The organism is Microcoleus sp. S36a_B3 (assembly GCF_036700745.1).
Classification (GTDB): Bacteria; Cyanobacteriota; Cyanobacteriia; order Cyanobacteriales; family Microcoleaceae; genus Microcoleus.
Genome location: NZ_JAUBPN010000001.1, coordinates 307312 through 325827 on the forward strand (window position 1 = coordinate 307312; position 18516 = coordinate 325827).

At 44.0% G+C, this 18516-nt stretch carries 12 protein-coding genes; 4 read left to right on the top strand and 8 right to left on the bottom strand.

Annotation, left to right across the window (positions count from 1 at the left end):
* From QUA01_RS01380 to QUA01_RS01400, 5 genes are all read right to left on the bottom strand, one after another.
* A partial coding sequence (locus tag QUA01_RS01380; protein WP_333265723.1) for a tetratricopeptide repeat protein occupies window positions 1–1054 on the bottom strand: 1054 nt, incomplete at its 3' end.
* Window positions 1047–5135 (bottom strand): tetratricopeptide repeat protein, encoded by a 4089-nt coding sequence (locus QUA01_RS01385; RefSeq protein ID WP_333089775.1) that lies wholly within the window; start codon window positions 5133–5135, stop codon window positions 1047–1049. The genes QUA01_RS01380 and QUA01_RS01385, both read right to left, overlap by 8 nt.
* A gap of 24 nt (window positions 5136–5159) precedes the next feature.
* Window positions 5160–7976 carry a tetratricopeptide repeat protein gene (locus QUA01_RS01390; RefSeq protein WP_333089772.1) on the bottom strand — a complete coding sequence of 939 codons (2817 nt, stop codon included), beginning with the start codon at window positions 7974–7976 and terminating at the stop codon, window positions 5160–5162.
* Window positions 7977–8245: 269 nt separating this feature from the next.
* On the bottom strand, window positions 8246–9100 hold the full coding sequence (locus tag QUA01_RS01395) for a calcium-binding protein (RefSeq protein ID WP_333089771.1): 855 nt from the start codon (window positions 9098–9100) through the stop codon (window positions 8246–8248).
* A 1095-nt stretch (window positions 9101–10195) separates the two neighbouring features.
* Window positions 10196–10384, bottom strand: a complete 189-nt coding sequence (locus tag QUA01_RS01400; protein ID WP_194071117.1) for a hypothetical protein — start codon at window positions 10382–10384, stop codon at window positions 10196–10198.
* Window positions 10385–11915: 1531 nt separating this feature from the next.
* Here QUA01_RS01400 and QUA01_RS01405 point away from each other — a divergent pair.
* Together QUA01_RS01405 and QUA01_RS01410 are read left to right on the top strand one after the other, a co-directional pair.
* Window positions 11916–12113 (top strand): hypothetical protein, encoded by a 198-nt coding sequence (locus QUA01_RS01405; RefSeq protein ID WP_333089770.1) that lies wholly within the window; start codon window positions 11916–11918, stop codon window positions 12111–12113.
* Between the two features lie 736 nt (window positions 12114–12849).
* Entirely contained in the window at window positions 12850–13050 is a 201-nt protein-coding gene (locus QUA01_RS01410; protein WP_333089769.1) for a hypothetical protein, read from the top strand.
* A gap of 279 nt (window positions 13051–13329) precedes the next feature.
* On the opposite strand, the gene QUA01_RS01415 is transcribed toward QUA01_RS01410, so the two are convergent.
* Window positions 13330–14079: a pentapeptide repeat-containing protein gene (locus QUA01_RS01415; RefSeq protein WP_333089768.1), complete on the bottom strand. Its 750-nt coding sequence runs from the start codon at window positions 14077–14079 to the stop codon at window positions 13330–13332.
* Window positions 14080–14133: 54 nt separating this feature from the next.
* Between QUA01_RS01415 and QUA01_RS01420 the strand changes: the two genes are divergently transcribed.
* The gene (locus tag QUA01_RS01420) at window positions 14134–14646 is read left to right on the top strand and encodes a phosphoribosyltransferase (RefSeq protein ID WP_333089766.1); all 513 of its coding nucleotides are present in this window, start codon (window positions 14134–14136) and stop codon (window positions 14644–14646) included.
* A 15-nt stretch (window positions 14647–14661) separates the two neighbouring features.
* On the opposite strand, the gene QUA01_RS01425 is transcribed toward QUA01_RS01420, so the two are convergent.
* The gene (locus QUA01_RS01425) at window positions 14662–15333 is read right to left on the bottom strand and encodes a Uma2 family endonuclease (RefSeq protein ID WP_333089764.1); all 672 of its coding nucleotides are present in this window, start codon (window positions 15331–15333) and stop codon (window positions 14662–14664) included.
* A 299-nt stretch (window positions 15334–15632) separates the two neighbouring features.
* Window positions 15633–16823 (bottom strand): 1-deoxy-D-xylulose-5-phosphate reductoisomerase, encoded by a 1191-nt coding sequence (gene dxr, locus QUA01_RS01430; protein ID WP_333089763.1) that lies wholly within the window; start codon window positions 16821–16823, stop codon window positions 15633–15635.
* Window positions 16824–16950: 127 nt separating this feature from the next.
* On the opposite strand from dxr, the gene QUA01_RS01435 reads away from it, so the two are divergent.
* Window positions 16951–18516: a DUF2079 domain-containing protein gene (locus QUA01_RS01435; protein WP_333089761.1), complete on the top strand. Its 1566-nt coding sequence runs from the start codon at window positions 16951–16953 to the stop codon at window positions 18514–18516.

Below are 18516 nucleotides of genomic sequence, written 5' to 3' on the forward strand. Positions count from 1 at the left end.
GCATCTTGCCTGTCCTCTTACTGATAATAGATGCCAAACTTTGTTTGTAACTAACAGTTTGATAGCAACGAATCGCCTCAGCAATTTTGCCTTGCCTAGTCAAAACTTCCCCCAAATTCAAATAAGGCCAAAAAGGCTCCGGTTGAGCTTCCAGAACTTCGCGGCACAACTTCTCAACTTCATCCAGCTTGTTTTGCTCAACCAAAACTTCCCATAAATTGTAATAAAACCACCAAGGATTATCGGGATTTATTTGGATTGCTTGCAAAAATGTCGCAGCCGCTTCCTCCCCATATTTTTGCTGGCTCAAAACAGCACCCAAATTGTAATAAGACCAGCAATCATCGGGTTTTTGGGCGACTTGGGCGCGGGCGGAGGCTAAAGTGCTAACGTACTTTTCTTGCTGCTGCAACAACTCCTCTAATTCCGCTGACAGTTCTGCACAACTCGGAGCGGATGTCAAGAGAAGTTGGTAAAAAATAATTGCGTTTTTTGGGCGATCGTACTTTCCTAAATTTTTTCCTAACTGCAAATAAAACTTCCAATTTTCCGGTGTAACTTGCAATTGACATTTTTCTAACACCGACTGTAAATCAGACTCTGTTTGTCCGAGAACAAATCCCAACTTATCGTAAATTCCCGGCAAATTTCCGTCAATTTCCACAGCTTTCAAATACGCAGCAATAGCTTCATCCCACTGTTTGAGTTTAGTTAAAGCATCGCCCAAATTGCAAAAAGACCAAGCAAAATCCGAGTTGAGAGCAATCTCGCAGAGGTAAGCCGCAGCAGCCTCTTCCCATCGCCGAAGTTTCAGCAAAGCATCGCCCAGATTGTGATAAGACCAAGAAAAATCAGGATTTAACTCAACAGCTTTTTTGTACGCGCAGACAGCATCCTCCCATTGTTCGAGTTTCAGCAAAACATCGCCCAAACTGTGATAAGACCACGAAAAATCCGGGTTTAACTCAACAGCTTGTTTGTAAGCAGCAACAGCCTCATCAAACCGACCGCTTTCTTGCAGGGAATTACCCAAATTATGGTACTCATTATTCATGCAAAACTCCTGCAAAATTCATTAACTTTTCCAGCGAGTTCAAATCCAACTGCATATTTTGATGTATGGGATTTTTAGTTATTCCATCATCAAACAAATCCCCAATTAAATAGTAATGTTCCAACTCGCACAAATTGCTAATAGTCCAATAACAAGTTGGCACATAAATTGGAGAAAAGATCTCAATTACCTTAGTTCCCGGAGAGCAGAAAACTAGATTAGTCAATCCTGCTCCGTGAGGTGCGACAACTACTTTAGCAGCAGCCAGACACGATGCTTGTTCGGCTACCGACATCGTTTCCAGCTTGACACTGCGAAACCCCAATTTTTGTAAGTAATTAACTACTTCTTCTTCGTTGACAATTCGTCGATAGGATGCTTGTTCGCGACTGATATAAATTCGTTCTGAATATTCGGTTTTTAGCGGTACTTTTGGGTTTAAAAATGACTGTTTGAGATATTCACACTTCCATTTTGAGGTTCCAGATCCATCTTCACAAATTGACGGAACTATTAACTTATCGGCTGTTACATGAAAGGAACAGTGACTTTCTATAATTTTATCTTGAGGGATTCCTAAAGTATTTAGAGTTTCTGTTTTATAAGTATAATCGCCAGCATTCACAACAAATTTATCTACACTCTCTATTAACCCGCTCCGCTGCAAAAGCTCAAACCGGGTAATGACATCAAACATCCAATGAAAATAAGCGGCTCCTCCCCAGCGAGCCGACAAAAAAGCAACAGTTCCATCTATATGCTCCGCAGGAGGTAATTTGTCGGAAGTTACTATTAATTCAGGAGAACCAGTTGAAACATCGACAACAAGTTTATTATCTGAAGTAATTGCCACACTATTAATGACATCGGCCCAAGCTCGTCCGTTTGGCAGTATGGCAACGAAAGCTTTTTTGATATAAAATTTATTGGGCGAGAATATGTGATTATTGTGGGTTGTTTTGGAAGCTGATAAATTGATTTGAGCGGCTGGATAGATGTCAATGCAGGTGATGTTCGGATTTGACTCTGCGGCGACTATCAAATCCTCTGTAAAATTACAGTATTTTTGCAGAACAGTTAATGGTAAGATTTGATGCCTGCATTTTGCCCGATCGCTCTCATCGACTTCTCCTTGTTGTTCCAAAGCATACCCTATATTATCGTAAGCTTCAAACAAATCGGGTTGAATTTGCAGGGCTTGAACTAAATTAGTGATTGCAGGTTCCCACTGCTGTTTAGCAATTAAACTCAAACCCAATCCTTCGTAACACCAACAAGATTTTGGATCGAGATTTATGCCTTTTTCGTAAATGGCGATCGCCCTTTCCAATTCCCCTTGATTCCGCAGCGCATCGCCCAACTTTTTGTACAGCCAACTCTCATTGGGTTCTAGCTCAGCAGCACGGCCAAAAGCCACCGCTGCTTCCGGCCAATTTTCTTGTTTTTCTAGAACTTCGCCCAAACTATTGTACAGCCAACAATCATCGGGATTTAATTCAATAGCTTTGCGGTAAGCCGCCGTCGCCTCTTCCCAATTTTCCAGCGCCACCAAAGCCTTACCTAATCTCTCGTAAGACCAACAAAAATCGGGATTCAGTTCAACTAACTTGTGGTAAGCCGCCGCCGCGTCTTCCCACTCAGAAAGCTCCATCAGCGCATCGCCTAAATTATTGTAACTCCAACAAAAATCGGGATTTAATTCAATCGCTTTGTGGTAAGCAGCAGCGGCTTCGCTGTATTGCTCGATCGCCTGTAAAGTTTCCCCCAGAAAGTGGTAAGCCCAAGTAAAATTAGGGTTAAGCGCGATCGCCATTCGGTAAGCGGCCCCAGCTTCCTCAAACAAATCTTTTGCTTGCAAAGCTTTACCCAACTTGTGGTGAGTCAAGTAATTCTCAGACTTAATTTTGATAGCTGTTTGATAGCGGGCGATCGCCTCATCCAAATAACCCGCATTTGCCGCCATATCCCCCAAATTTTCCCAACCCAGAGACAACAGAGTTTGCTCTTCGCCCAATTTTTGATTGTCAGTTTTTTTGACCATCAGTTGATAGCCTTTGTGTACTACTTCTAACTGAGTTGCAAACATCTCCAAAAAAACATCGATTCCAATTTTAGTATCTTGCTCCGGGCTATCGGGAAAAGTAAACTCGTAATCGTCAAAAATCATCAATCCGCCAACTTTCACTAACCTCCAAGATAAAATCGCATCTTGCAAAGCGCTGGTGGGTTTGTGACAGCCGTCAACATAAGCAATATCGTAAAATTCCGAAGTTAAATTAATTAACAGATCTTGAGAGTAACCTTCTAATTCAATTACTTTCTCGGCAACTCCTGTTTGAGCAATATTACCCTTAAAATGTTGCTGAAAATACAAATCAATACAAGTAATTTTTGCCGTCGGATCAGTTAAAATATTATCCAGCAGCCAGCAAGCCGACATTCCCTGAAAACTGCCGATTTCCACAACTTGAAAATCTGCAATTCCGGTAAACTGCTGCAAATGCCGTTTCCAAATAGGAATATTGTGGGTAAACCAATCTTGGGTAAATTGATAATTTTTCGCCGCACATTCCGGCCAACCTCTCAATTCACTGGCTTTTTGGTGGCAAATAATTGCTTCGGCCAATTCCCCTAATTGTGGTAGAATATTGCCTAAATCATTGTAAGCCTTAGAGTTGCTCGGATCGATTGCGATTTGGTGGCGGTAAGCAGCGATTTCTGCGTATAATTCCTGTTGTTTCGCCCGCACTTCCTGAAGTTTGGCGACAACTTCCGCAGCATTGGGATCGATTTTGATGGCCATGCTATAAAATACGATCGCACCTTCCAACTGCTTCTGTTTCGCTAAACTGTTGCCTAAATTTATAAAAAATTCCGCTCCATCTAACTCAATTCCCAGCAATCTGTGGTAAATTTTCCCGCTAGCAAGTTGTTCAATATCTTGACAGTAAACTGTGATTGTGCTATCTAAATCAGATTCGCTGCGCTGCCGCAAAACATATCCCAATCTCTGATTAATTCCCGTCAAATTGGGTTCGAGTTGAATGGCGTGGAGGTAAGCGCTAACAGCTTCATCCCAGGATTTTTCGCAGGTTAAAGCAATTCCCAAATTGCAGTAAAACCAAGGAATATCTGGATTGATAGCAATCGCTTGGCGGTAACAACTAATAGCTTCTTCCCACTGTTGTTTTTGAGCCAAAGCTTCGCCTAAAGAATTGTGCGCCCAATAGAAATTATCATTAATTTCCAGAGTCTGACGGTAACATTTAATTGCTTCATCAAACTCGCGTTTCTGCGCCCAAACATTGCCCAAACCAAGGTAAGCACGGGCGTAATTCGGATTGATTTCGAGGCTTTTGCGGTAACAGGCGATCGCCCGATCGCATTCTCCTCGCTCCGCCCAAGTTTTACCCAAACTGTGGTAAGATTCAAAAGAATCTGGATTGATGGCAATGGCTTGTCGGTAATTGGCGATCGCCTCATCCCACCGCTTCTGACCTACCAGCATTTCCCCCAAATTGTGATAAGCTGTTGCCAGTTGCGGGTTTAACTCAATTGCCCGCGAATAACTTTCGATCGCTTGTGGAAAATTGCCCAATTCAACTAAACTATTTCCCAGGGTGACGTACTCGTCAGCAGTTGCCCAATTCGGCTCGATTTTAAAAGCTTGATACCAACACTCAGTCGCCTTTTCTCGCTTCTCCAACTGCGTCCAAACTTTCGCCAACTGTCGGTAAGCAGCAGCAAAATTGGGCGCTAGGGCGATCGCTTTTTCACAACTGGCGATCGCCTTTTGCCAGTGTTTTTGTTGAGAATACAAAATGCCTAAATTAGCGTAAACTTCCGGCAAATTTGGATTGCGATCCAGCGCCGATTCATACCACTGCTTAGCTTGTTCAATTTCACCTCGCACCTGCATCACCTTTCCCAGCGTTTGACAAGCAACAGCCAAATTCGGTTCAATTTTCAGCGCCGACTCGCAAGCAGCAATCGCCTCATTCAATCTTCCTTCAGCTAAATGAATTTCTGCTTGCCGATTCAAATCAACCGCTGCTTTTTCCATCTTCTCAATCGAGGGCATAATTAAACTTACTCCAAATGCCAGCTAACCCAAACCAACCACTTCAACCATCTTTTTGAGCGAACTCAAGTTCACCAAAATATCTTCAGTCAGCGAATTTTGATACATTAACTGTCTAATAGGATAGCATTCAAAAGCCTCGCCAGCCAAGTAATAATGATTTAACTTCAAATGTTGACTAATTCCCCAGTAATAATGGCTGATATAGTGAGGCGACACCAACTCAATTACTTTAGTTCCCTGCCGACAAAAAATCGTATTAGTTAAGCCGCTACCGTGGGCGGCAACTATCACATCAGCAGCCTCAAAATGAGCAATTTGTTCTACCAAAGACATCGATTCAGGGAAGATAGAAACAAAGCCATATTGTTCCAAAATCTCAACCACATTTTCCTCGTTCAAAACTCGGCGATACCTTGCTTTGTGACGGCTGATATAAATGCGTTTTGGATAACTCGAACCTGGGATAATTTTCGTGAGAAACTCCCGCCTCAAAAAATCCATCGCCCACCCAGGCGGCCAGCCCAAATATCCCGCAAAAGAAGGTACAATTAACTCTGTTGCTTGAATGTGAGGCAGGCGATCGCTCTCCAAAACCTTTTCCTCGGGAATGCCCAGAATTTCGAGACTTTCCCGCTGAAATTGGTGCTGGCAACTGTTCACCAAAAACCAATCAATCTCTGCCAAATCCCTACCGCTTTGCCGCAGCAATTCAATTCGCGGCAAAACGTCCACCATCCAGTGAAAATAGACATTTCCTGACAAACCAGAAAGCACCGCTACGCTGCCATCGATTTGTTTTAAATGCGGAAAAGATTCTAAGTCAAAAACGCTGTGTTTTCTAACATCATGCTTGTCGCATCCCGGCAACAAATCAGGATAATCTCTCGACACATCAGCCAACAAATAATTATCGGGAGTAATGACAGCGATCGCCTTGGAAATCAGCCAATAATTTTGCTGGGGCACAATCCAAACTCGCCCGTGGGGAATCTGTGCCACAAAAGTTTTTGGCGCATCTACAGGTATCGGTTTCGAGTTAGACAAACGGCAAACTCCCCAACCGAGATGCACCGGATCGAACCACTTAGAAATTCGCTGCAGACACAGCCCGCAAGTCAAACCGCCACAATCGGAATTTGCTAATTGGGAATGAACAATTGGTAATTGGGAATTAGCCAGATCTTCGGCGTTTGCTGTCTGGGCTTCCCAAACTATTTCTACATAATTCCCAGCATCCAATTTGGCATTAACCAACCAATCCCAAGTCGATAGATAAATTCCTTGAGGAAGTGCGATCGCATTTGTTGCTATTGCCAGAGAGTTCCCTGTTTGCGATAGTTGCGTATACCCGCAGCTTTGCAATTCTAAAACTTTTTGATAATAGTCGATCGCCCGTTGCCAGCGCCCCTGTTTTTCCAGGACTTTTGCCAACTCTACATAAACCTGCGGTAGAGCTGGTTGAACCGTCAAAGCCATGTGGTAAACTGCAATGGCCGCATTCAGCCGTTTTTGCTGTACCAAGCAATTGCCCAGCCGCCAGTAAAGTTCTGGATTTTTCGGATTAATTTGCAAAGCTTTTTGATAATAAGTGGCGGCAGATTCAGCACCGCCGTACTCTGTTAAAGCGTTGCCCAAATGCAGGTAAATTGCTGCTAAATTATCGCAAATTTCAGCAATTGGTAATTGGGAATCGGGAATCGGTAATCGGGAATCGGTAATTAATCTTCCTTCTTCCTTCTTCCCTCGGACTTCTTCCTTCTTCCCTCGGACTTCTTCCTTCTTCCCTCGGACTTCTTCCTTCTTCCTTCCCATCAATGCTGCGAGAAATCGATCGCACGCAGCGATCGCCCTTGACAACTCATCATCCTCTGCAGCAGCAGTTTGCCGGATTTCTCCCAAACGGCAGTAAGCCTGAACAAAATCAGGCTTCAGAGCTATCGCCTGCCGAAAATAAGGCATGGCTTCGGAAATTTTACCCAAAACCATCAAAGAAAATCCGGCATCCGTACAGCCCGAAATATGTTGGGGATTTAGTTCGATTACCCGATCGAAACAAGCAACCGCCGCCGAATGTTCCCCCTGCAATTGCCAAGCTTTCCCCAGATTGTAGTGGGCTAAAACCATGTCGGGTTCCAACTCAATAGCTTTGAGGTAAGATGCGATCGCCCGATCGGGATTTTTGCCCTGCAACGCTTGACCCAAATTATTGTGCAGCGTCGCCCAATCCGGCTTAATCTGCATCGCTTGTTGATAAATCTCGATCGCCTCAGCAGGGCGATCGTCCTTCAGCAAAATCACGCCCAAATTGCTGTAAGCTTCCACATAATCCGGCTGTTTGGCAATCGTCTGACGGTAGGTATCAATGGCCGCAGCGATCTGATTATTTTCATCTAAAACCACAGCCAGATTGTAGTAAGCAAGTAGATAATTGGGTTGAAGGGCGATCGCCTTTCGGTAACAGTCGATCGCGCCCAACAAATTACCCTGCTTGTGAAAAATATTTCCCAAGTTATAATGAACTTCCGCCCAATCTGGCTTCAACTCCAGAGTTTTGCGGTAATGAAAAGCCGCCTCATCCAACCAGCAATACTCGTTGTAAAGTTGACCCAAATAAGCATGAGCCAGAACAAACTGGGGCGAAATTTCCAAAGCTTGCACAAAAGCATCTCTTGCCGCCGTCGGGTCTCCGCTCGCTTCGAGAATTTCGCCTAAAGTGGTGTAAGCTAGCGCAGAAAATGGCTGTAGTTCGATCGCCTGATGGCAAATATCGATCGCCTCAGTTAACTTCCCCTGCTTCAAATAAACTTGGGCTTGACGGATGTATGCTTCAGTGCTCATTGCTTCTGGGCAGTTGCGGTTTTTCCCCGCTTCAGGAAAACTTATAAATTATGATTTGAAAGTTTGTATATATTTTAGGCGATCGGGCGATCGATTAATTTCATCAATAACTGGCGATCGATTTTTTTTAACAGTCCCTACTTCAATGCCCGAATTGAAACCTCACCCCGCTGGTAGCAGAGTGAGGTTAAAATCCTTTAAAACACGATCGGCAGTTGTAAGAACAGCCCCAGATGTTATCCAGTGCTGCCCCACAACTGCCAGTTGTTTTAGAACAGTTCTAAGTTGTTCGAGGTAATTGTCAGACCAGGTTGCAACTGAGCAATAGTTAGCACTCCGCCCGTACCGTTGAAGTACAACACACCGTTTTGCGGGTCGTAAACCAACTTGTTAGCAGTTCCAGGGCTGCTGGCTGCATTGAAGTTAGAAACCACGACAAACTCGCTGGAATCCAAGCCTGTGCCCAAAGCACCCAACACACCGCCTGACTTCAATACGATCTTATCTTCGGCTGGAGTAAAGTCAGTGATCGTGTCTACGCCGAAGTCGCCGCCAAAACCAGCGAAGTAGAACGTGTCGCTACCGGCACCGCCAGTCAAGACATCGCTACCTCTGTCGCCAGAGATAAAGTCATTGCCAGCACCGCCATCGACTGTATCGTTGTCCTTACCGCCGTAGAGGCTGTCGTTGCCGTCGCCACCGCTCACGATATCGTTGCCCCGGCCGCCAAAGACGGTATCGTTGCCACTTCCGCCGAGTACGGTGTCGTTGCCGTTGTCGCCAGAAACCAAGTCATTGCCAGCACCGCCGTCGATGAGGTCATTTCCTTTACCGCCAAAGATCCGGTCGTCGCCGTCACCGCCAGCGACCGCATCGTTACCGCTGCCTGCAAAGATAGCGTCGTTGCCGCTGCCGCCGCCGATGCTGTCATTACCGCCACCGGAAATAATGATGTCGTCACCACCACCACCAGCAATGACATCATTGCCGCCAAAAGTCAGAATGATATCGGCTTGTTGGGTGCCGTTCAATCTGTTATCCGTTTGAGCGCCGATAATGTTAGAACCACCACCACTTGTCGGGTTAGAAGTTACTGGCGTTGTTGGATTAGTTACCTGTGTCATTTACACTCCTCCTAAAAGATCAATCATTTTTCTACAATACACTTTTCCCTCCAAAGGGATTCAATAAATGTAACCGGACATCGGTTGAGACCCTAATTGACCCGGCTGCTATAAGCTGTCATGTAATTTAATTTGTCAGCAGGGAGCCCCGGAGCGCGAGTACAATCCTTTATTCGTATAGCAGCAAATATCGGTTTTTCCTGCTTTGGACTCTCCACTCCACAACTCCCTCCTCTAACACGAAAATATTCCACTTAAACGTTTGTGAGTTTACCATACCTAGCTCGGGTGCGGCTAGTCATTTTTAAAACATTAGTCTGCAAATACACGCTGACCATTTTTAATGGGAGTATGCTCTCAAGATTGAGAATTTGCACCGCAGTCCTTGGCAACTGTCGATCGCCCTGCTACTCCTGTTCGTGCCCGTTCGGGCAGAACAGGAGTTGCAATGTTTTAGTATACTCTCGTTGACCTGACTTTTGAGTTCCCCCAATAGTTCCCAAAAAATCAAAAAAATTTTTAGCGAGTATTCCCAGGCAGCCCAAGCTTGGGGTCGCTTTTGGTCAAAATTGCGCCCCAACACAGTCCTTGAGGGACTTTTGTGGCTCATCACCCCAGTTTTTATCTAATAAAATCGGTGATTTCGGCAATCGAGTTGCGATTAAGGGCCGCACACTAGAGTTAAGACGTTTAGTCAAAGGTGAGAATAATCTGCTGCCGAGCTTAACATTAGTTTCACTCAAAAAATGCAACCGATCGAGCCTAGGTTCCCAACCCGCTGGCACAGGAAGTCACCACCAATCGCCGATCGCAAATGGGATTAGTTGTCTTCGGTTGGCGACACAATGCCAAACAGATTTATCTGCAAAGGGGGAGTATGGGACTGTTAAAAGTGAAACTACACCCTCAGCCTCCTGCATTCAGTTGACAGTTGACAATTGATAGATAAGTTTTTCTGATAATTATATTTAACAATTTAAATTAATCAAATTAATTATTAAGTAATAAAATTCTGGCTAATTGTTAACTTCGAGGAGTACGCCCGCAATTAGAAATTTCGAGGGAATTTGATTGAGCATTCATAGACAAGCTGTACTATTGAGACGATTTGTGTGCTTCTAGTTGCTGAGTTGAGCCGTTAGAATAGCTCTGGTTGTCGTAGCTGTAAATGTGAGGGTCGCTCTCTAAAATATAACCTATCGAAGTAGCTGCATAGTAGCTCAGGGCTAGCAGCGACACTAGATTAAGAATTCGATAAACTGGCTTTTCAGACATTTCTTTCATTTTAAGTCCTATGGTTTGTGTAAATAGCAAAGTTGGCTACAGTGACGGCACGTTTTTTTGAGAAGTTCCCGCCAATACAGCACCCGATCTAAAATCAGAACGCTGGCCTACTCAAATCCTGATGTCCGATCGCCTACAACAAATTTTGCCTATTGGGCAAACAGTTTTTATTGCTATTTCATATTGCACTCTCCCCCTTGCATTGTCTATCTAACTGCGGTAAGACTTCGACGATTTGGGCGTTCTAGAACTCTACAATTGTCTCTGAAAAGCTGCTACATTTAAAAAAAAAATAGCTGCTAAAGCTTGCAGCGCAAAGACTGTAGCGGTTTTTGTCCTGCGCGAATTTTTCAAGATTCCACCAATGGCGTGCGGCGGCCGAAAGCCAGAAAAACTATGCAGTTAGTGAGCGATCGCTCAAATAAATATGTCTTAAGTTATACTCAGACCAGCAACAGACCGTGTTACATTGCATATCAAGCTTGAGTATTTCCGGCTTTATAGTAAACAGCATTTTTTTGTTTAAGTGCTGTCGCGCTCGCTCCCGTGCGAGGGAAGACGCTACCTCCCTACACATCTATAAACCAAGCCCGTGCGATCGCGCTACAGCTCGCAAGTCGTAAAAAATACTTTTTGGATTCGGAGAGAGATGCTCCCTGATACTGTCAGGAACCTCAGCCATGACAGCATGAGGCTTGTCAGAGTAATCTGGTGACAAAAAAGCAAGATTAAAATAGTAGAATGCAGAATTTGAGAGCGGTCAAAAAATATTGACCTTGTAGATGCACATGGTTATGGAAAAACAAAATGAAGATGCGATCGCTGCCACGAGCGATGTAGGGGGGATAAGTTATGACGAAACACCCGACAGCGTTTGAGTCAGTTACTTCTACAACTTATTAGAACAATTACTCGGATTTAACTGCAACGACAGACTTTTTGCTGGTAATTTGCAAAAGGGATAGGGGCAGCACAACAGGCCAAATCAGAGGGCCGATTACTAAGGCTATCCAAGAGATTAAGTCAGTTTTTGATGTCGCACTATCGTTCCAAAAACTTTTGAACCAAACAATAAAAACGATTAAGGCAATCGCAAAGTAGCCAATAACGATCATTGTTTTACCTGTTAGTCTATAAGATGGGCTCGAATTATTGATCATTATTATATCTCAGGGTGCGGTTTGCCGATCGCCAATTTTCCCCGACCCTGCAACTGTCGATCGCCCAAACTTTCACAGATATCAGACTCCACGCCCCAAGATGTCGCCTTCAACACGCACTTTGGCGACAGCCAGCGGCGCTCAAAGCCTTGCTCTCATGAGTTTTTGACGTTTCGTCACACTTTGAGAGCAGCCCGGAAATGACCCCAAAGGCGATCGACTATCTCGTTCTTCGGTGATTTAACTCACCTATACTCCCAGACTTCGATCGCAAGTATAGTTCAGAACGATCGCACAGCTTAGCTGACGGCAATCACCCTACTGTCATCTCAAACACTCCATATTAGAACAGTCAAGATAAACGAAATTTCATGCAAGCTCTGACTTTACAATCCGATCGGGCGATCGCTGAACTATTCTATCAAGTAACCTATTCAGGCAATCTGACTCGCACTCAAAGCCACAAACTGCTTTCGTTCTGCCAAAGCGCTCTGAACCAAGATGACCGAGATGCAGTCAACCGCCTGCTTTACGCCATCCGCCGCGGATGGATCGGAATTTCGGATTAATCCCCTCAGAAATATCGCCTTTCTCAAAAAAATGAGGAGTCAGTCGATTTTAGATTTTAGATTGGGGAATTGGGGAATTTGGAGATTGGGGAATTGAGGGAGCAATACCTCATATGAGAGCTCGCACTGCTATACTTTCTATCCTCTACAGCTTTTAACCTTATTAAAAAAAAATTGTGGTGCGATCGTTGCAGTCGAACCCGGTTTCTTAAAAAAGCCGGGATTTTTGATCCGAAGCAGTCAACAGTTAACATTCCTTAACCAAAGCCACGGAAAAATCCTCCACCACTGCACCCGTTCAACAGCAAACACTAAACAGCTTGTCATTTGACCGAAAGACTTACGCCAACAGGATTAGCAGCGAGAGAAATTAATTTTTCCTTTCCCCTAGGATGGGGAGTCTTTAAACCCATTTTGTCCGGTAAAACTTTTACGTTTTATTAAGTCGATCGATTTAGTTCGCAGACCTTCGTAGTCTATTATGATATAAATATTAATTTATTTGTAGTAATCTCTTAACAAAAGCTACAGATTTCGGAATTACCAAAAGCCAGAAATCTTGACAGAGTTGGTGTTTCGAGTTTCTATCTATATCTAGGAAAATACGATACCTAACTTTGGCTGACACAAATCACAAATCAAGGCCGAATGGATCACATTAACTCGCCTATTTGAATCACATAAAACTTTGGAAAATTAGTCAATACTACTAAAAGCGAGTTCAAAAAAAAACACAATGATGACCCAAACGCTTTTAACTCAATCTAGTATTGCAGAGCTAGTCTTTCAGGTATATCACTCGGGTTTGTTGACTCCCACTCACCGACTTCAGCTCCAAACAGCGCTGTTAAACGACCGTCTTACCGAAGAAGATCAAACAGCCATCAACCGCTTGCTCCACGCCGTTCGGCGGGGCTGGCTGAAAGTCGTAGACTAAACTCAAGTACAAAATTTTTTGCATATTCTGTGGAAATGCACAGTCAATCGATTTTAGTAGATTTTAGATTTAAGATTTAGTCAACAGATGAATCTGGAGATTGAACGGTAATCTAAAATTTTTGCCTCTCCACTCAGGATGGTACGCGGTACGGTAACAGTTGAAAAACGCATTCACCTAAAAACAGAATTAAATCCCCTCAATAAAATTAGGATTTAAACTAAAGGTAGGGTGCGCCACCAGCACCCCGAGGTTTAAAGTTCTATTTTGCCCGTTTATTTACTCAGAAATTTTGCCATCAGGCATCATCGCTTCTCTCAGATTCGCCTCGTTTAAATTTGTCCCGCGCAAACAAGCTTGATGCAGGTTTGCTCCCCGGAGATTTGCTCCCTTAAGGGAAACTCCGCTCAAATCAGCTAGATGAAGATTCGCACAGCTCAAGTTAGCTCCGTTCAAATTGGCTCCCTTCAAATCCGCTTTTTCGAGATTGGCTTCGGTCAAATTTGCCCAACTCAAATTTGCTTGAGTCAGCTTAGCATGGCTGAGATCAGCTTGTGTAAAGTTGGTGTCGGTTAAATTTGCTTTGCTGAGGTTGATGTGGCAAAGTTTTACTTCTGTCAAGTTGGCACCTTGCAAGTTAACGTTCACTGCATAAACTTGCATCAAGATTGCCCGCTGAAGGTTGGCCTCTCTCATGTCTGCACCTCTGAGACTCGCCCCGGTTAAATCTGCCCCGCCGAGTACCGCACTCCGCAAGATGGCTCCGCTTAAGTTGGCTCCCACCGCCTCGCATTCGCCGAAATTAGCCGACATGAGGTTGGCTTGGGAGAGGTTGGCTTGGCTGATATTTGCTTGATACAGATTGGCTCTGTAAAGGATGATGCCGATCGCATTTATACCTTTTAAATCAGCTTGACTCAAGTCAATATCGCGCAAATTTGTCCTTGACATATTCGCCCCCCTCAGGTCTATTTTGTGAAAAACCCGTTCTCCGGCTGCATACCGTCTGAGAAGTTCGTCTGCATTCATGTCATTTCCCCCAAAATATTTAATAATATCTTTGATATTTCAATCATATTAGGCATGAGCGACCTTTACATTTCTTGGTCTGAGTATCATCGGACAATTGAGGATTTGGCTGTAAAAATTGATGAATCTCAGTGGAAATTCGATCGCATTGTGTGTCTCGCGAGGGGGGGGCTGCGGGTGGGCGATATTCTGTCGCGGATTTTCGACAAACCTCTGGCGATTTTAGCGGCCTCGTCCTACGGTGGGGCGGAGGGAAAAGTCCGGCGGGCGATCGAGTTTGCGCCTAATTTGACAATGGTGGGCGATAATTTGGGCAGCCGCCTCCTGCTAGTTGACGATTTGGTGGATTCGGGAATTAGTTTGGATCAAGGTATCCTTTGGCTGCAAAACCGCTACGGCGAAGATATTCAGGAAATTCGGACTGCTGTACTTTGGTACAAGGCTTGTTCTGTGGCGAAGCCGGATTATTATGTAGATTATTTGGCTGACAATCCTTGGATTCACCAACCTTTTGAAATGTACGAAAAGATGAGTGCGGCTGATTTTGCGGCGAAAGTCAAAAATTAGCAAAACCCGCCGCTACTAGTCTTTGGTTGGTAGTTGATCTTTTACCCAAGCTCTAAATGCTCTGAGTGTCGGGCTTCTGCCTTCAGTTTTACTGCGATCGACATATTGAGGAATTACATCAATAATGGGAAAGTCGAGGAAATTTGGGCTGCTATCAGACTCAATATATTTTCCGTCTTGGAGCAGATAGATTTTCAGGATTCGCCCGTCATATCTCCAAAGTTCCGGCACTTTCAAAGCTTGATAGCTGCTCAAACTGGTTTGTGAGGAGTTGTCAATCTCGATCGCCAAATCGGGAGGCGTATCTACTGTTAAATCTATTCTCTCCTTACCTCTGATAGCAGCTTCATGCTGAATGTAGAAACAATCGTCAGGTTCTACGCCGCTCTGCATCTCTTTGTTTTTGAAGGTAGTAGAACCTAAAACATCACAATCAATATTAAGCTCTTCCAGAAGTAACTTAACCAAGTCACCAATCAATGATTTAGCTTTTTCATGTTTTGGTAGTGGCATCCTAATTTCTAGTGTTTCTTTGTAATAAGTAAGTCGAAGTGCATAACCTTCCCCTAACTCGTCTAGGATAGCTTCGTACATTTCCCAGCTAATATTTTGTAACTTTATTTTATTGCCGGGTGGGATAATTAGTTGATTTAGCTCAAATACTGTTGGTTTGGTTTCTGTTTGCATCGGTTGCTTCCATGAATGGGAGTCATAGCTCTATTTTATCAAGGGATTCAAGAATCGATCGGGCAAAAGTTTGATTTGGTTTTGCCCGATCTTTGGCACTTTTTGGAATAGTCCGCAATTGCGTTTACCCACAAGTCCGCCAGGGGTTTTCAACCCCTGTCTCATAGCTGAAGTCCTCTAAAAGAGGACTGGATATCTATTAATGAAGGTTTGACAGTCGGTTTTAACCGACTTTAGCTATGAGACGGGGAATTTATTCCCCGGCGGGCTTGTGGGTAATTGCAAGTCTGCTGATACAATTAGCGAATTGAAAGAATCCGATCGCCCAATTCGACGCTTCCAGCCAAAACTTCCAGCCGCGCCCACTGATCCGCTGCCAAAATATCCTCTAAACCAGGACTTTCACAGTTATCAGCTTGGTGTTTGTCGCACACCTGCTCAATCAACTTCGGAATATCCAAAAATGTAATCTTTTCGTCCAAAAATAGCGCTACCGCCTGTTCATTAGCCGCATTCAGCACCGCAGGCATGGAGCCGCCCGCACGTCCTGCTGCATAGGCTAACTGCATACAAGGATACTTTTTGTGGTCTGGTTCTCGGAAAGTTAAATCACCAGATTTTACCAAATCCAGCCGCGGCCAATCTGTAGGAATTCGCTCCGGCCAAGACAAAGCGTAAAGCAGCGGCAAGCGCATATCCGGCCAGCCTAATTGCGCCAAAACCGACGTATCTTGCAGTTCAATTAACGAGTGAATTATGCTCTGGGGATGGATGACAATATCAATGTCTTCATAATCCATGCCGAACAAGTAATGAGCTTCAATTACTTCTAATCCTTTGTTCATCAAAGTAGCAGAATCAATGGTGATTTTCTGCCCCATCGACCAATTCGGATGTTTCAAGGCATCGGCGACTGTTACTCCGGCTAATTTGTCGATCGGCAAATCTCGAAAAGAACCGCCGGAAGCTGTAAGAATAATCCGGCGCAACCCTCCCGCCGGTAAGCCTTGCAAGCACTGAAAAATTGCCGAATGTTCCGAATCGGCCGGCAATACTTTAACACCGTATTTTTCGATTAAGGGGTTGACAACGGGGCCGCCGGCGATTAAGGTTTCTTTATTTGCTAAGGCGATATCTTTGCCTGCTTCTATAGCCGCAATTGTTGGCAGCAAACCCGCACAGCCAACTATGCCGGTGACTACGGCTTCAGCGTCGCCGTATTTGGCAACTTCGACAACGCCTGACTCCCCAGCAAGTAAAATAGGTTGAGGGTCGATATCTGCGATCGCCTCCTGCAATTCCTGTAATTTATCTTCGTCACAAATCGCGACAATTTCCGGTTTAAACTGGCGAATTTGCTGCGCCAGCAATGTTACATTTCGTCCTGCTGTTAACCCGACAATCCGAAATTGTTCGGGGTATTGAGCTACAATATCCAGAGTCTGAGTGCCGATGGAGCCTGTGGAGCCGAGAAGAGTTATTGCTTTCACAATTTTTTAAGGTTTTGTGGATTATTCTAATATTACGATTGCGGGAACTAAAATTAGCGGTTAACTATTGCGCGGCAAGCACATTCGATGGCATCATATTTTGACCGATCAGCTAGTGCCAGATTTCATGGAGAATAGGGAAAATTTTGTTGATGACAGTGAGGACATCAGTGTCTCGATCGCCGAAAATATAGAAGAAGGTCGATCGCAGCCAGCGTCGAGTCTGGTTTGGGCGATCGCCACCGCTGCGGCAATTTTCTTTTTTTGTAGCAGTTTGCGGCACGCTTTATTCCAATCAACAGCTTTCGATTTAGGAATTTTTGACCAAGCAATTTACCTCATCGCCCAAAACCAAACACCTTTTTCTTCTTTGATGGAGATGCACATTTTGGGAGATCACGCAGCGGTAATCTATTATCCGCTAGCTTTGCTCTACAAAATTCACCCAGACGTGCATTGGCTGCTGTTGGTACAAGCAGTTGCTTTATCCCTGGGGGCGTGGCCTAGCTGGAGTTTAGCGCGTTTAGGCGGTTTAAATCAAGAACAATCTAGGGCGATCGCAATTATTTATTTACTCTATCCGGTAGTATTCAACATCAATTTATTTGATTTTCACCCGGAAGTAATCGCTTTACCCGCAATTTTAGCAGCAATTTTGGCAGCGCGTTTAAATAAAATCCTGTGGTTTTGTACCGCAATTCTGTTAGTTTTGAGTTGCAAGGCTGTTTTATCCCTAACTATTGCTGCTATGGGGTTATGGCTGTTTTTTTGCGAAAAAAAACAACGGTTTGGGGCGATCGCACTTTTACTAGGCGTAGCATGGTTTTTGATTGCTTCCCAGAAAATTATCCCCTACTTTAGCGGTAGCGAAGTCGCCGGAGTCGGGCGCTACAGCTATTTAGGAAAATCCGTAATAGAAATAATCATCAACCTTTTATTAAAACCACAATTAATCTTAGGAAGAATCCTTTCCATCGATACAATAAAATACTTATTCATCCTGATATTACCAGTGATTTGGCTGCTACTGCCATTTCCCCGCCCAAACAACCTCAAATATTTAACAGCCCTAATTCCTGCCATCCCTACCCTAATTATCAATATCCTCTCTGACTTGTCATTTCAACGCAGCTTAGCCTATCAATATTCATTACCGATAATTCCATTTTTAATAATAGCAGTTATCGCCAAACAATCCAGCCGCAAAAACACCCAATTAAAAATAAACCCCCAAATATTTTCACCTCCCAAAACAGCGAATTTACCATTTATAAAAATACCAATACCGCAACTGTGGCTGGGCATTCAATTACCGAAGCAAATGATAATTTGGTCATTAATAATATTCTTAATTTTCGGAGAATATAAAGATTTTTTCCTGTATCTAAATAGACTAGATACCTGGCAAGCCACAAGGGAAGCAATCGCACAAGTTAAACCCCAAAGCAGCATTTTAACAGATAACAGACTTGCCCCTCACTTCGCGCACCGCCCAATCGTAAAATTGCTTTCACAAATTTCACCCCAAACAAACTTAGCTGAATTTGAATACATATTATTCAACCTGCGCCATCCCTGGCCCGACACTGAAAAAATTGGAAATTCCTTAGCCAATCAACTAAAAAATGCCCCCAATTTTAAATTAATTTATCAAAAAAACGACGTTATACTATTTAAACGCATCCCAGGTTAA

Coding starts and splice junctions, on each gene's coding strand:
- QUA01_RS01385 (WP_333089775.1), bottom strand. CDS start 5,135: ATGCCCTCGATTGAGAAGATGGAAAAAGCAGCGGTTGATTTGAATCGG.
- QUA01_RS01390 (WP_333089772.1), bottom strand. CDS start 7,976: ATGAGCACTGAAGCATACATCCGTCAAGCCCAAGTTTATTTGAAGCAG.
- QUA01_RS01395 (WP_333089771.1), bottom strand. CDS start 9,100: ATGACACAGGTAACTAATCCAACAACGCCAGTAACTTCTAACCCGACA.
- QUA01_RS01400 (WP_194071117.1), bottom strand. CDS start 10,384: ATGAAAGAAATGTCTGAAAAGCCAGTTTATCGAATTCTTAATCTAGTG.
- QUA01_RS01405 (WP_333089770.1), top strand. CDS start 11,916: ATGCAAGCTCTGACTTTACAATCCGATCGGGCGATCGCTGAACTATTC.
- QUA01_RS01410 (WP_333089769.1), top strand. CDS start 12,850: ATGATGACCCAAACGCTTTTAACTCAATCTAGTATTGCAGAGCTAGTC.
- QUA01_RS01415 (WP_333089768.1), bottom strand. CDS start 14,079: ATGAATGCAGACGAACTTCTCAGACGGTATGCAGCCGGAGAACGGGTT.
- QUA01_RS01420 (WP_333089766.1), top strand. CDS start 14,134: ATGAGCGACCTTTACATTTCTTGGTCTGAGTATCATCGGACAATTGAG.
- QUA01_RS01425 (WP_333089764.1), bottom strand. CDS start 15,333: ATGCAAACAGAAACCAAACCAACAGTATTTGAGCTAAATCAACTAATT.
- QUA01_RS01435 (WP_333089761.1), top strand. CDS start 16,951: ATGGAGAATAGGGAAAATTTTGTTGATGACAGTGAGGACATCAGTGTC.